Source organism: Nostoc sp. LEGE 06077 (assembly GCF_015207705.1).
GTDB lineage: Bacteria > Cyanobacteriota > Cyanobacteriia > Cyanobacteriales > Nostocaceae > Nostoc_B.
Genome location: NZ_JADEWI010000031.1, coordinates 16,902 through 32,173, shown reverse-complemented (window position 1 = coordinate 32,173; position 15,272 = coordinate 16,902). Strand labels below are relative to the sequence as shown.

General features: G+C 41.3%; 12 protein-coding genes. 2 read left to right on the top strand and 10 right to left on the bottom strand.

Going from position 1 to position 15,272, the window contains the following annotated elements:
• Positions 1 to 2: 2 nt before the first annotated feature.
• Together IQ244_RS19005 and IQ244_RS19000 are read right to left on the bottom strand one after the other, a co-directional pair.
• Positions 3 to 1,328, bottom strand: coding sequence for a serpin family protein (locus IQ244_RS19005; RefSeq protein WP_193896912.1), 1,326 nt, complete (start codon positions 1,326 to 1,328; stop codon positions 3 to 5).
• Between the two features lie 242 nt (positions 1,329 to 1,570).
• On the bottom strand, positions 1,571 to 3,160 hold the full coding sequence (locus IQ244_RS19000; protein ID WP_193896910.1) for a S8 family serine peptidase: 1,590 nt from the start codon (positions 3,158 to 3,160) through the stop codon (positions 1,571 to 1,573).
• Positions 3,161 to 3,353: 193 nt separating this feature from the next.
• On the opposite strand from IQ244_RS19000, the gene rpe reads away from it, so the two are divergent.
• Positions 3,354 to 4,061, top strand: a complete 708-nt coding sequence (rpe, locus tag IQ244_RS18995; RefSeq protein ID WP_193896908.1) for a ribulose-phosphate 3-epimerase — start codon at positions 3,354 to 3,356, stop codon at positions 4,059 to 4,061.
• A gap of 88 nt (positions 4,062 to 4,149) precedes the next feature.
• Here the strand turns inward: rpe and IQ244_RS18990 are convergent, their stop codons facing one another.
• The gene (locus tag IQ244_RS18990; protein WP_193896906.1) at positions 4,150 to 4,869 is read right to left on the bottom strand and encodes an HpsJ family protein; all 720 of its coding nucleotides are present in this window, start codon (positions 4,867 to 4,869) and stop codon (positions 4,150 to 4,152) included.
• A gap of 200 nt (positions 4,870 to 5,069) precedes the next feature.
• On the bottom strand, positions 5,070 to 5,963 hold the full coding sequence (gene crtA, locus IQ244_RS18985; RefSeq protein WP_193896903.1) for a cyanoexosortase A: 894 nt from the start codon (positions 5,961 to 5,963) through the stop codon (positions 5,070 to 5,072).
• Positions 5,964 to 6,720: 757 nt separating this feature from the next.
• Here crtA and IQ244_RS18980 point away from each other — a divergent pair.
• Positions 6,721 to 7,149: a hypothetical protein gene (locus IQ244_RS18980; RefSeq protein WP_193896901.1), complete on the top strand. Its 429-nt coding sequence runs from the start codon at positions 6,721 to 6,723 to the stop codon at positions 7,147 to 7,149.
• A 13-nt stretch (positions 7,150 to 7,162) separates the two neighbouring features.
• Here IQ244_RS18980 and IQ244_RS18975 read toward each other — a convergent pair whose 3' ends face one another.
• From IQ244_RS18975 to IQ244_RS18950, 6 genes are all read right to left on the bottom strand, one after another.
• Positions 7,163 to 7,708 carry an RNA 2'-phosphotransferase gene (locus IQ244_RS18975; protein WP_193896899.1) on the bottom strand — a complete coding sequence of 182 codons (546 nt, stop codon included), beginning with the start codon at positions 7,706 to 7,708 and terminating at the stop codon, positions 7,163 to 7,165.
• The gene (locus tag IQ244_RS18970; RefSeq protein WP_193896897.1) at positions 7,705 to 8,994 is read right to left on the bottom strand and encodes an amino acid permease; all 1,290 of its coding nucleotides are present in this window, start codon (positions 8,992 to 8,994) and stop codon (positions 7,705 to 7,707) included. The genes IQ244_RS18975 and IQ244_RS18970 overlap by 4 nt, the downstream gene beginning before the upstream one ends.
• A 151-nt stretch (positions 8,995 to 9,145) precedes the next feature.
• Positions 9,146 to 10,372 carry a DUF1501 domain-containing protein gene (locus IQ244_RS18965; RefSeq protein ID WP_193896895.1) on the bottom strand — a complete coding sequence of 409 codons (1,227 nt, stop codon included), beginning with the start codon at positions 10,370 to 10,372 and terminating at the stop codon, positions 9,146 to 9,148.
• A gap of 77 nt (positions 10,373 to 10,449) precedes the next feature.
• Positions 10,450 to 11,940: a DUF1800 domain-containing protein gene (locus IQ244_RS18960; protein WP_193896893.1), complete on the bottom strand. Its 1,491-nt coding sequence runs from the start codon at positions 11,938 to 11,940 to the stop codon at positions 10,450 to 10,452.
• Between the two features lie 349 nt (positions 11,941 to 12,289).
• Complete coding sequence (locus tag IQ244_RS18955; RefSeq protein ID WP_193896891.1) at positions 12,290 to 12,457, bottom strand: hypothetical protein; 168 nt, start codon at positions 12,455 to 12,457, stop codon at positions 12,290 to 12,292.
• A gap of 6 nt (positions 12,458 to 12,463) precedes the next feature.
• The gene (locus IQ244_RS18950; protein WP_193896889.1) at positions 12,464 to 15,097 is read right to left on the bottom strand and encodes a beta strand repeat-containing protein; all 2,634 of its coding nucleotides are present in this window, start codon (positions 15,095 to 15,097) and stop codon (positions 12,464 to 12,466) included.
• Positions 15,098 to 15,272: the final 175 nt, after the last annotated feature.

Below are 15,272 nucleotides of genomic sequence, written 5' to 3'. Positions count from 1 at the left end.
GATTATGGTTCTAAAATTGAACCCATAAACAAAATACTACCTGTTTGATTATCTCGAATGGCATAGAAGAAGGGACGGTCAACAATCATTCGGAATGGTTGTGGCTTTTCTCTCAAAGATGTTGTGACTATTCCTACTGATGTCGCTGCTGCGGCTTCTGTGCCTTCTTCATTGACTTCGATAAAAGTTTTATGCTTTACCTGGCTAATAGCCAAATTTTTTCCTATACCAGAAAAGTTAGCTTGATTACTAAAAGCTTCCTGCATACCTAACGCTTTCAGCGCATCGTTAAGTGTTACTTCGTAGTCGGTTTTAAAGCGGGGTAGGCGAATGAAACCTTCTTGGCTAGTAAACTGTCCCAGCCATTTTTCCCAGTTTTCAGGATTTAAATTTTGATAAAAGGTTTTGAGATTCGAGTTTTGTTTCGGCAAAAAGATATCAAAGCTGACTTTACCCTCTTGGCCGTAAGGTAAACTTACTGCTTGAAATTGCTCGTTTTCATAATATTTATACTCACCTGTTTGAGACATCATTAGGTGTATTTTTTTCTGCCCTGATGCACTGTAAAAAGGATGTTCAGCAGTTTGCTTTTTATCAAATTTATCACTCCATTGCCCTTTGAAGTAAATAGCATTAATCAAAAACAATGCTTGATTAGGTTCGATTTTGTCAACTATTTTGCTGATTTTGCCGCGGGTATTATCGTTAACCCAATTATTAATGCTACTCAAAGCCGATGCAGATTCAAAATCTAAATTTGCTACTTTAGCTTTGTAGAACTCTTGATTTCTTTGCAAAAAATCGGAACGCAAGCTCACATCTTTATTTACCCAAAGTGAGTTAGCAATATTTAATTCCACATTAGCGTCGGGATTTTCTAACAAACTTTTTAAGATTGCATAATTAGAGTTGATTTCTGCCAAACTCATACCCTGGATTTCTAAAGTTTTAGCCATTGCTTGTTGAGTAGAACCACTTGCACCGTTGTAGGTCATGGCTAAGGCGATCGCTAAACTAGAAGGTGAGATAAAAATGTTTTGATCACTACTTTCTTCTTTGAGAATTTCCGAGAACAGCTTGAAGCCAAATTTATTATTAGCATTTACCAATTTGGTATCAGCTTTTACTGTTTTTTTTTGCAATGGTAGCTCTGGTTGAGGCATTTTTGATTCGGCAAAGGCATCACTATTACTATTAACTTGAGAACAACCCAGTACACCAAATAAAACAACACTAGCAGCAGCTAGGACATAACGCCTTCCCAGGCTGACAGCGTAACGTCTTTGCAGAAAATTTTCTTTCATTCCACGCAACTTTTGCCGATTCATGCTTCTACCTCACTTACCAAAGAGTTTTAGCTATTAATCAAGATTGATGCTGATCATGCGTTAATGATTAACTATTGCATTAGCAGTGGCATCAACCTTTGACGGTTACAGTTTTGGTAACGGCAATTCAGTGAGTAGCAGTAGTTTCTTAATTAAGCTGTTAGTTGGTATACTTACTCATTCGATAGTCAAAAGTCAAAAGTAACATTGGGCTTTTGACTTTTGACTTCCTGCTTTTGACTTTAATTCACAGTCCACCAAGCCAAAGCATAAGGTTGAGTTGCGGCGTTTACCTGTTGGCGAAATTGCACACGGATTTTGTAATCGCCACTAGCAGGAACGGGACAAAAAATATGTTCTACACTATCAACTTGACTAACGGAAGAACAAACAGTACCAGCATCGGAATTTTTAGCATCAGCTTTGACTAAGTATAGGTCGAGGTTATTCAAACCCTGATCACGAAAAGTTTCACCGACATCAAACTGCTGGTTTTGATTGCGATCGCTCAACTCGACCAATCTATCCCAACTGAGGGTGATGGAAACGAAGCTCCCCTGCTTTAGCGGTTTTGTTAACTGATAATCAACACTAGTCCCCGTTGCAACTTGGCGATAATCCCACCCAATTGAGGGGACAGCCTTTGCTGGTTGCCATTGACCCGCGTTAAATTGTTGATAAGCGCGAAAAGCATTTAAATGACCTGCACCCATTTGAGCATCTAAGGGAATTTTCGGGTCTTTATAAGCATCAGAATCTAACCAATTTTGATTCTGTTTATCGATGAGCGTCCGCGTCATCCCCAAGCGCAAGCCATTACCATTATCTTGAATTTTATCGGCGGAGTTGAGTAACACTGCTTTCATGACTTGATGGCGGCGGCTATCAACACTCCAATTAGGTTTTTTGGCGCGGAGTTGGCGATCGCTAAATTCTTGTAACAACGCAACGGTAGCTGTAACATGAGGTGCAGCAAAACTGGTACCTGTAGCTTTATTAATTTTGCCGTCAGGATTTAGCAAAGGAATATTACTTCCAGGAGCAACAATACTAATAGCACGACGACCATCAAGATTAAATTCTTTGCCAGCTAACCTTCCACTGGCTCCCTGATTCACCCCTGCGAGATTAGAAACATCTACTTTATTAAAAATCCCGCCGCGTCGGGATGAAAAAGCCACGTTAACTCCATTAAAATTATCTGTAGGAATCGGAATCCCACCTTTACCCTGATTACCTGCGATCGCATACAAAACATTGTGAACGCGACTCGACCAGTCAACGCATAATGTTAACAAAGCATTCCCATCAAGCACAGCATCAGGTCGTGGATCACGGTTAAGAGGTTCACCAAAGCTAAAGTTAATCGCGCGGATATCACCACCATTTTGCATTGCAATGTGTTGTGCTGATAAACACTCTTCTGGCTGACCCATGTTTTTCGTAGAACCGACAGCAGAAGAATAGAGTCTGGCTCCTGGCGCTACCCCCGGTAGACCTTTATCTGTACTCACCATCATCCCAGCAACATTGTAAGCGTGGGGGTCAACACCATTATTTGATTTTGCCGGGCCATTGCGTAAGAAAACTGCTGCTAGAGATATCGCCCGATTTTTCGAGACTGCTTTATCCCAACCAAACATTCCTGGACGACCGATTTCTACTTGACCAATGGCTATTTTACGACCGATTAAATTATAAGGAGGCTGATGTAGTTTTGCAGCATCAATACCATTTGTTCCTAAAGAAGTATCTAACCCTGAAGCCAATACAGGTACACTCAAACAAGACGCACTCAAACCCCAAATTAGCCAACCTAGTTTTTTGTTCATAGTTAATAGTCAAATAGTCAATAGTCATCGGTCATTTGTAATTCTCTCTTTCTTCTCTGCTGGCCTCAACAGTTAAGCGGCTTATGGCCTTTACCTGACAAAGCAAGATTAAATTCCAGAGAATTACTCAATATTTTGTTACAGTGTTTTGTTACAATGCTTACAGACGAGGACGCTTAAAAACCCACTAGCCATGACCCAAAACCGATCTGAAAAGCCCATTGTGATCTCTCCATCTATACTATCAGCCGATTTTAGTCGTCTGGGCGATGAAATTCGCGCTGTAGACGCAGCTGGAGCAGATTGGATTCATGTTGATGTAATGGACGGTCGTTTTGTACCTAATATTACGATAGGCCCTCTGGTTGTGGAGGCGATTCGTCCAGTCACTATAAAACCTCTGGATGTCCACTTGATGATTGTGGAACCAGAAAAGTACGTAGAAGGCTTTGCTAAAGCAGGTGCAGATATTATCTCTGTACACGCCGAACATAATGCTTCACCACACTTACACCGCACTCTCGGTCAAATTAAAGAACTTGGTAAACAAGCAGGGGTAGTACTCAATCCTTCCACACCACTAGAATTTATTGAGTACGTACTGGAACTTTGCGATTTAATCCTAATTATGAGTGTTAACCCCGGTTTCGGTGGTCAAAGTTTCATTCCCGGCGTTGTACCCAAAATTAGAAAGCTGCGTCAGATGTGCGACGAGCGTGGACTTAACCCCTGGATTGAAGTTGACGGTGGACTGAAAGCTAACAATACTTGGCAGGTTTTAGAAGCCGGCGCTAATGCAATTGTGGCTGGTTCTGCTGTGTTCAACGCCAAAGATTATGCTGAAGCAATTACTAATATTCGCAACAGTAAACGTCCTACACCAGAACTAGCAAAAGTTTAATTTAGTCAAGTTTTGCCTTAATTAAATTAGGGTAGGTAATTTAAATTGCCTACCCTAATTTTTGCTTTAATAAATTTCAATTTTGGTATTACTTACTTCTGGCCCAATTTGTAGTTTTCCAAAAGATGAAAAATAAAGCAGATGTCACTAAAGCTCCCAAATTCCATTTCACGGAATTTTTTAGTAAATTTAACCGCTGAGTAGATTGATTAGCTTGCGCTTGTAGTTTAATTTTCTCTTTAGCTTGAGAAACCTCTGATAACACTTTTTCTTTTAATTCTTGAGGATTACTTGCATCGACTGAACGGCCTTGGCTTTTAAGAAAACTTTCTATTTGCTCTGGTTTAGCTTGGCTAAGTCTTTGTTCAACTTGTTCAGCTTGCGATAGTTGTTGCTGAGATAAGTTGCTAATTTGATTAAAACTTTGCTTACTAAGTCTGACTGTATTACTAATACCCACAGGAATCAGCAGTATAAAGATTATAGCTAACAATAAACTTATCCAAGATAGCAATTTTACAGTTAAAAATTCCCACTTAGAGCGTACATTTAATTCACCATAAAACACTAATGCCAAACCAATCAAACTCACAGGTACTCTTTCAACTAATGCGCCAAAAGTTTGAAATTCCCAAACGGGATTCATAAAGCTAGGCGGAAAAATGGTTTCAACTATATCGAATAATGCCAGCAACAATAGCCCATAACCAAGAACTCGTAAAATAGTCATCGAGCCTACTTGGTTGTAAGCAAATTCTTGCAACTCTTGAATTACGGGAATAAGTTTATCACTGTTTGATTTTGTCATACTTCTAGCAAATGTTAAAAAGTTAAATCTAGGCTTTAAATAAAAATCTAATTTTGAATTCTGGGTTCTGATATTCACCAACCAAAGCTTGACTTGTATATTCTTCTAATTTGGGCTTTTTTGATGATTCTTTCTGGATGACATTTACCAAAACTAAAATGATACAGCCTAGATTAAGAGCCAGCAATACAATACGCAATTTACTCCAAATCTTCATTCGCTTTGAGACCTCTTAATTCTCTTTTTTTAGGTTCTGTTTGATTGAGTAAAAACCAGTAAAATAAGCCAAAAAGTATCACTGTAATCATCCCAAATATTAATGAACCATCTCCCACATGCCAAAACTTAAAAGCTTGCTGATGCTGATTAGAGGCGATGACAGCTAAAATGGCAACTCTGACCGCATTAACTATAAAAGCGATAATTACAGCTACTATAGGCACAAATATTCTTTTTTTACGTTCTGGAGGAAACATTAATAAACCAATTACAGATAGCCCTAATAGATGGCATATCCACTCTATACCTGCACAGTTTTCGGCAACTTTAATTCCTCCAGTTGGTAAATTTATATAGACATCTTGGAGGTGTACTTCAAACCCAGCATACCAAAGCATTAATGTAGACAATTTAGCCGTTAAGACCGACAATGGTTTGACATTTAGTAACGCAAAAATTAAGACTTTAGGTACACTAGCAAAAAAAAGAATTAGTAGTTCTTGCCAATATTGCTTTAATCCCTTCAATCCAGAAGCAAGCAAACTTATTGCAAGTGCAGCAACAAAAGGTGCGACGTGAGTATATACTGCAAATAATTTTCCAGGAGGGAAGTGAGTACTATACAAAAGTACAATAGCTATTAAAACTGTCCCGATAACACTAGAAATAATATCGCTTTCTAATTTAAGTTTATGTTTTTTATCTCCTAATAAGGAGACTACAGCAAATAAGGATAAAACTATCATTCCTAAGTGAGAATCATCACCTGCTTTCCAAATTATGGTTAAAAGTATTGCAACTAAGCCGCCGCTTATTCCTAATAACCACAATTGGGGATTTGTTAGTGGTTGATTTAAAATGCGAGTTGCTTTCATGTACTTTCAGATGAAACAGCTAAGATCAAGCGATTACTATTAAGTTGCAATCAACCAAATTTAAGTAATCTTTCCCAATGTGCTTAGTAATTAAGATTACTACTTAAGTAAATATAATCAACCTTTTTTATGAATTTTTATTAAATCTTTAATCTTAGCAACTTCTGAATATTACTTTATATTCCGTGATAAATACTGTAATATCCAGTTTCTGGCATAATAACGAGTTTAGTGCTTATATGAAGTTTATGTAAACTTATGTTTAATAAATAGTAAACTTAGGTAGATTTTATACTTAAAATAAATTGCCTAACGCTGAGTTTATAAAGTTTTTAGATGTATTTCATACCCAATGCCTAAAAAACATCTAAGAGGTTATTTATAAAGTCAAAATAAGAATTCTCGTAGTGGCGTGGCAAGGCGGATATTGTGAGCTAACTAATCACAAAAACTATCTACGATCGCCTAACGCACCATCATCATCTGGCGGTGCGTTAGGTTGAAGTCATAACAAATCCTAATTTCTCTCTAACTGATCAAAGATGCGTTGAATTTGTTAAAAATCGCTCTAATTTTGTAAATGCATAATTGTTAGTATAATGCAACTATTATTATGCAGATTTTAATATTTTTTAGTGTTTGTTTTTGTGTGAGATATTTACAAAATATTAATTACAGTTTCAATGAAATTTCTATCATCAATTTCTGATTAGAATTTAAGTGATCAATTTTAAAATTATGATCATTCTTAAAAAATATGAACGCGGAATTTTCGGCTAGGATTCCTCTGATGCCGCTTGTACTATTGTGGCTGGCTTATGCCTTGCTGGGATGGTATCTGGCTGTGCATCACATCGTTTGGTTAGTCGGGGCTTTTGTTGCGGTTGTGGCTATAGCTGTTGTCCGCAGGAGTAATGCTTGGCTGGAGGAGTTAACGGCTTTTGGTTCTAAAATTTTAATTGTTATTTTATCTTTAGGTGCATCAGTTGCTTTAGTTGCCACTTGGTCGCTGTTGTTTAGTTTATTTCTGATACCGATCGCAACTACACTGTTGGCAGATTTAGAAATGCGGTTTTCTGGTTTCGATAAAAAATCTTCATTTCGGATGATAACACTCTTGGCAGGAACAGGTTTATTTATTGGTGAAGCTGTCGATTTGCTATTTTTCCCTAGTAGTCGATTCTAATATTTCGTGAAGTTCATAGCTGACGCAGATATTCAGGCGGTACAGCATCTACTAGCCAAACACCATTGTCAGAACAGTAGAATATGTAACCCGCTTGATACATAGTCGCTGCATCTACAGCAAAAACAACGGGTTTACCATGTCGTGCGCCGACAGTTTTGGCTGTAGTGAGATCTTGTGATAAATGGACATGATGTCGAGACATTTTACTCAGTCCAGTTTGCAAGATAGAGTCAACAGCTTTGTGTCCTGTACCGTGATACAGCACGTCAGGGGGAACGGAGGGGAGTAATTGTAAATCAATTTCGACGCTGTGGCCTTGGTTAGCGCGAATTAAATTACCTGTAGAGTCGAAACTAAAGCGTTGTTTATCGTTAGTGGTGACTACATCGGCTAATTCCTGGCGCGTAATGGGAAAGTTCTGTTCTGCACAAGCCGCTAAAAGTTCATCAACTGCAACCCAACCACCAGGCGCAAGTGTAATTCCTAAAGATTCTGGTTGATGGCGGAGATATTTGCTCAAGAATTTACTAATCTTGACTAAGCGTGGAGTGTTCATACAGCAAAAATTTCTTTTAAGATTATGCCTGATGCAATGCTAATCATGAAAATCAATGTCAGTTTACCGCCAGGGACAAAGTGATTTGCGTGTTGCAGTTGTTGGCGTTGTTTCCATGTGGCTAATGCGGGAATGATGCCACCTAAAATAGAGATGCTAAAAGTACCAGCAAAATCTAAAGCTGTAAAGAAAACGCTGGGGTTGACTGCGCCTAAGCCTATGGGTGGGAGTAAAACCAGTGAATATAAGGGTAAGCGATTAGCTGGTTTGTTTTGTTGAGTTGCAGAAATACCTTGGAAGAAATCTAGCAAACCGTAAACAAATCCGATAAAGGAGGTAGCGATCGCAAATTCTGAAAAAATAGACACTAATACCCCTAACAATTCTCCGCCGCCACCCGCCCGTAGCACTTGTATGGGGTCGAAAATACTTCTACCATTTATCATCTCTGGACTGATACTGCCTAAAATCACAGCATTCCAAGCTAAAAACATCAGCAGAGGAATTATTGAACCAATAATAATTGACTGGCGAACCTTGCGACTGTCTCCTTCTAACTGCGTTACCACCACTGGCACAATGTTATGGTAAAACAATGCTACGAGCATGACTGGGATGGCAGTACTTAAAGCGCTCCAGTTTTGAAACAATAAATGTACACCTTTGACTTGGGTAACTCCTAGCAACAATAGTCCCAGAAAAGATGCAAGTACAATTCCCACCAAGAAGTTATTCAATTTTTCCATAAATTTTCCCCGCCCCAAATACATAATGCTGCCAAACAGCAGTGTGAAAGCGGTAGTTCCTATCCAGCTAGGTAATGAATTCTGCATACCCCAAAGATGAGCAACCGCAGACATCAAAATCTCTCCGCCTTGGGTAATATATGCTACTAACAAAGCATAATGCAGAAACAGATAAGCCGCACCAGCTATCCGCGCTCCGTTAATCCCCAAGGTATTTTCAATCATTGCCAATAAACCTACACTGAGACGACCAGCTAGACGCATAGTATTAATGCTAACTTCGGCAATTAACAACCCTGAAACTAAAGTGTATAGCCAGACAGCAATCAACAAAACTGTTGATGGAATCACACCAGAAGGCAATGTTACAGCGGGTAAGGCCAAAATTCCCGCGCCAACAGTTGTACCTGCAACTAAGGCGGTACTTCCCAGTACACTGCCAGGTTGATGAGTCAGCTTGTTTCCTTCAACTTGCAGATGGGAAAACAATCGCGTGACTTCTTCTTGATGTACCTGGAAAGCCGTCTTAATTGTGGTCATAGGGGAAAATGTTAACTTATGTAACCAATCATCTTAGCAAACACTTTTGGGTAATACGTATTTGGTTAAAAATGTGATAAATAATACTTACTTTGTAACCTGTAACCTGTAACCTGTAACCTGTAACCTGTAACCTGTAACCTATCACCAGCTATAACAAAGCGATTTTTTGCTTGGGAGTATAACTGGGGAAAATTTTACTGAGTTGTGTGTCATTCACAGACAGATGTTGTGCTAACACATCAGAAATCACATCTCGAAAATCAGTAGTCACAGCTAAATCTCTTTTTTCGTAAAGTGCAGTAGTTTCCAAACCAGGCCATTCGCCGTAAACTTTGCCACCACGAACTTTGCCACCTAAAACCCACATAACATTTCCGTGACCATGATCAGTGCCACCATTGCCATTTTCCCGTAATGTCCGACCAAATTCAGACATAACTAAAATCACAGTGTTTTGATAGGCTGGGCCTAAATTTTGGACTAAAGCCGCTAAACCTTTGCCCAAACTTCCTAAGCTTTTGCCTAAATAACCGCGATCGCTACCTTGATCAACATGGGTATCCCAACCACCCAAGGCCATAAAGCCTAACTCAATTCTGGGGTCTTTGGCCATGAGTTTACCTAAGCGTTGAGCATCACCAACAAAAACATTCGGTGATGGTGCGCCATTATTCGCCATTTTCATTTCTTGGGCGAAGTCATCCATCAAGGCGGCACGGGCAACGCGTCCTTGATGATAGGTTTGACTAAGAACATCATTACCACTATATAGTCGGTCAAATGCTGCGCCTACTTGTGGTCGATCTAAGGAAATTGGTTTGTTAGCATTTCTCCCAGAGCCTATATTTGCAACTGGCATTAAACCATTTAAAATGCGGGGTTTAGTGCTACCTAAACTGACTGCTTGAATGGGTGTTTTGTTAGAGATAGCACCCAATAAGCGATTCATCCAACCTTCGTTGATTCTTTGGTTTCCAGGAATGCCAATTTCCATATAAAGCTGCGCGTCAAAATGGGAACGAGAGGGATCGGGAGAACCCGCAGCATGAACAAAGGCTAAATTACCTTGTTGCCACAGGGGCATGATTGGTGATAAAGCTGGATGTAAGCCAAAGTGTCCATCTAAATCTAAAACACCTTTTTCTTGTCCTGGTTTGGCAAGGGCGATTTTTGGTCGGGCTTGATAGTAAGCTGGTTCTGTATAAGGAACGACGATATTTAAACCATCTGCACCACCACGCATAAAAACCACGATCAAACGCTGGCGATCGCTTTTCTTGGTAGCAGAATGAACTACCCAAGTATTACAACCAACAGAGGCGATCGCAGTTGTAGAAAACAGTCCGGCTTGGATGAGAAAATCACGTCTTTTCATATTGGTAATTTAAAGTGCTGTTAGCGGTAGCGGGGCGTTCAGCCCGTGCTGAGTATGAACCTAGTAGCTGTCCATAACTAACGACGCATAAATTCTGGGCTACCCAAGACTAATGCGGCTTTGAGTTCTGGGGGACTAGAGGCGATCGCACTTTGGGTTTTGGGCGAAAGAGAGTTACCCAAGGTGTTGATTAACTGAGTCGCATCGAGGGGTTGAATGCGGTTAATGCTTTTACTTTTAGGGTCATTATTGACTGTTCCAAGCAGTGGGACGCGACCACCACCTAATGCAGTTGCAAAGCTGAGGCGACGGTTCATCGCTTCGGGATTTAACCAAACATCTTGTGTATTTTTGTACCCATCAGGAGTCCGACAACCGTACAAAGGCATTTCTAACTGTTCCAAGTTGCGAGAAAGGGGTATGGTATTTGTTACCTCCATCCCTGTCGCCCGGACGGCGGAGACAGTATATTGCAACGGTGTTTTAAATTTAGCGTTGAAATATTTTTGCTCCCAAAATTCTGGGCTTTGGAATAAAGTTTCTAAAACAGCGCGAATATTGCCATCGGTTTTGAGAAAGCGTTGTGAGAGACGATTAACTAAAGATGCGGGTGGGCGATCGCTGACAAAATATTGAGCCAATTTATAACTGATATGATGAGCCGTAGCGGGACTCCGTGCCAACATATCTAAAGCTTCTTCTCCTTCAGCTTTGCCACCGGCTTTAATCGTACGTCCTAAAAAAACCTTATCACTCTGATCATGAAACTTGGGTTCAAAGTAAAATAGTGACTTGCCATTGGTCGGTTGATTAGGACGAGCTATTCCCCAACCAGTAAAAATTCTCGCTAAAGTAATCACATCTTGTTGGCTATAGCCACCATCTGCACCTAGAGTATGCAGTTCCATCAATTCCCGCGCGTAGTTTTCGTTCACCTTGGGAGTGACACCACGACGACTACTCCCCTTATTTTGCGCGTTATCTAAATAAACCAGCATTGCTGGATGATGGGCTGTTGCACCTAACAAATCACGAAATCGCCCGAAAACATAAGGTCTGATGGCTTCTTGTTCGTATGCACTCGTCCAGTAGCGAGCATTTCCTTTACCCCCATGAACATTGAAGTGGTTATACCAAAAGTCCACCATCACTTCTTGCAGTTGGCGGTTACTACTAGTGGCTCGCAGTAACCGCGCTTTGACTGCTTGTGGTAAAATTTTGTTTCCTTTCCTTTGCTGGGCTTTCTTTTCTTCTGGAGTTGCTTGTGGCGAATTCTTGATATATTCTCTAACTTCGACTGTATTTAACCTGAGCGTGTCTAGCTGTGAAAGCTGACGGGTGAGGCTGGGCGGTTCGGATATGGAATTGGGTGAAAGTTGTTGTTTAATATAGCCCTCTACACCTAAAGACTGGACTTTTTGAATGTCTCCCGGGTTAACCCCAAAACTCAGACGATTAATTATGTGTAAGATTTTGGGTTCAACAGGCTTAGTAGCTGCATAGATGGGGTTACTTCCTACCAACAAGATGAACAGCAACAATACCAAATATCTCGGTTTTACTGTCATAACTTGAGTTATCCTTTCTCGGTTGGCGAACACATCGTTATTTGACTGGCGAACGCGAAAAAAAGTTCAAAATCTCCTCAGTAATTTCCTAAATATAATTTAGCAACCTTACGCGATGTGCGACTTATTTTTTAAACATCTCTCCGTTGCAGGAAGAGGCTTTGATTCTTCCTCCCCTTCTTTTGTAAGGCTATCCATTACCCGGATCTTTCTCAACAAAACAAAAAGTTACTTAAAAATACTTAGAAGGCTTGTTATGTATACTTTTGGCAAAGGAGAGAAATCAAGGGTAGTTGATATGGAAAAATGGGGATTGAGAGAATTACAACCTGTAGCTGATACCAATTCTTTATGAAGAAGCGCTAAATAAAGCTTCAAGAATAAAGTTGTAAGAAGTGACAGAGGTAATCATGGAAGGTGTAATTTCTATGATTTTGTAAGCCAGTGCAAGACCTAATTCGCTCATAAGCCATTGTTGAATTTGTCCATAGCTAGTAAACCCAGATGGCTCCTGCAACAGCTATTAATCTACTCGCACACGGAAGCGCACAAAACCAAAATTACTCCCAGATACATAATTGAGAGTGCTAAAATTCACTACTACAGCACCTGTGGGATTAGTTTGATTAGGACAAACATTATTTGCACTTAAAGGCGCTAAAGGCGAGAAAAAGCTACCATTGTCGCCATCCATAGCATTAGTTCTAGGTGTAGTTGTGTTAGCTAGATTTACTAAAATTCCACTAGCGGAAGCAAAGCTGTTACTGAGAAATATTGTCCCTGTGGGGATAGGGTCACAGAATCTCGCATTTTGTATTGGTTGGTTGCCGTCTGCTAGAAAGTAAATTGTATATTCCACTTCATCGCCACTTTGTAAAGTGAATTGCGAACTGAGGCGAGTAATTCCGACTGGTGGAAGTTGAGACCAACCTACCGCGTTATCGTTTTGGTCATTAGGATCATCAATAAAACTACCAAAGTTAACACCACTCAAAGGCAAACCATTTCTCACAACATTGGTAATTCGTTTCACGCCCCGCAACCTGACAATTGGAGTTGGTGCAGCAGAGCCTACAGCTACTTCCTCTCCTACTGTTGCTGGGTCGTAAGTAACGCTGGTTGTGCCATTTACCGTTGTTCGGGTGGGGTCAAGATAGGTCGCAGTGGCACCATTGTTATACACTCCATCAGGCACAGTTGCAGCCACATCGGTAGTAAAAGTAATTTGCACACTTGCGCCACCAGGAATATTGAAGCTACCAAAATTCAGCGTTGTTGCACCAGCTGTAGGGTTACTTACACTGGTACGTGTTGCGCCTCCATTCAATGTCACAGTAGGAGTAACAGAACCATCAAAACTAAAACCGCTAGGCAAAGGATCGGTAATATCAATATTAGTAGCGGTAGCTCGGTTAGCTGCATTAGCAACAGTAATTGTATAAATTGCCTTACCTGGCTTGATAATTGGCCCTGGCGTACTGGTGGTTTTAGTAATAGTCAGTTGAGGAACACATTCTGCACCAGAATTTGCCCCAGGGATAGTGCCAACAGCTTGGTTAATGCCACCCACACCTGCGGTAGCACCAAAGTAAGGGTCTACAGGATCAATCGGGTCTTTTGCTGTGCCGCTTTGTCCACCTGTAACGTTAACACTAGCACCAGAACTAGTAAAAACAACTCCACCACCGCCACCGCCACCAGGGCCGTGAGCGCCATCAAAAGGTTCATTAGCATTGCTGTATTTGACGTTGCCACCATTGCCACCTCTAGCATTTACCGTTAAACCAGCAAGGTTATTATTTGCAGATCTCACCACCACACTACCACCAGCACCGCCCCCACCAGTACCATCTTGTCGGACATCAAATGCGGTGGCTCCATTAGCATTGATAGTACCGCTGCCACTGACACTGGCAGTACGAATTAACACCATTCCGCCACCATTAGCGCCACTACTAGCAATACCTGTATTGGGAACACCAGTGGTTGCTGTCGTTGCCTGATTTGTTGTACCAGCACCACCACCGCCACCTAAAACAACCCGATTACTGTTAGCAGGAAAAGTGCCACCACCAAAACCACCAATATATACTCCAGATGCCCAAGAACGACCACCCAATCCGCCTGCACCACCATTACTACCACCACCACCACCAGAATTATGTCTGTTGGTAGTTGGTTGACCATCGGTGCTACCACCGCCAGCGTTACCTGGTGCGCCACGGCCGTAACTACCGCCAGGATAGCCTTCGACAAGATTGTCAATAAATCCAAGTGTCGCTGGATTAAAGACAAAGCGGGGTGTTCCAGCAGTACCTTCTCCTTTGGAGCCGTTAGCAGCGTTGGTTGATAAAGTCACGTAATCGGTACGAACACCAGTAGCGCCATCTAGGTCACGGCCTGCACCACCACGAAAACCAATGCCACTAACATCTACAGTGGCGCTGCCTAAATTCAAGTTACCTGCAACGTCATAAATTAAAATTCCTCCTGTAGCACCATTCCAAGGGGCAGCATTGAGACTAGAACTCATGGTGGCGCTGGAATATTGAGGTACACGAATTACTTGATAGGTTCTTTGTCCTTGAGAACCAAAGGGAGTGTTGCTGTAGGAATTAATTAATCCTCCCCCATTTGTTCCCTGAATTGGGATGGAACCAGCGGTTACGGGGCCAGTGGCTACAACGTATTCATAATTACCTGCTGTGAAGTTGGCATTGTTGAGGTTGCCACTAGCGCCTGTAGTTGCCGGCGCAACCGCAGGATTACTATTATTGCCTCCACCAGAAACTCCATTACCGTAACTATCTGTATTGCTAGAGTTAATATCTGCGCCTTGCATTTGGATGATGAGCAACAAGTCACCCGCCGCAATGGGAGTAGTAGAACCGTTGGGGTTAATTGCACCAACAGGGATGGAGCTTGAGCCTGCGGCAACAGTTGTATTTGTTGCACCAGCGTAGTAAGTGTTGATGATGCCGCCTAAACTGCTAGGGCCATCTTTGCCGGGGGTGGCGCATAAGTTAGGTGTTACTTGGGCTGTGGCTGGTGTTTGGGTGAGTAATATTAGGCTTTGATAGCTGAGGGTAGTGAGGATAAGGGTTAAACTACGGATGAGTTTGAGGGGATGGGGTTGAGAGGTTTGGGGTTTTAGCATTTTGAATAAATAAACTGCAAAGGGCGCATAGACACGAAGTGGCTTCCCGTTCGCGTAGCGTCTCCGATAGGAGAAGGGTAGGACACAAAGAAATACGAACCACAGAGGCGCATACTTCGACTTCGCTCAGTAACCAGAGGTCACGGAGAAATGAGAGTTTGAGAGATTTTTTGTG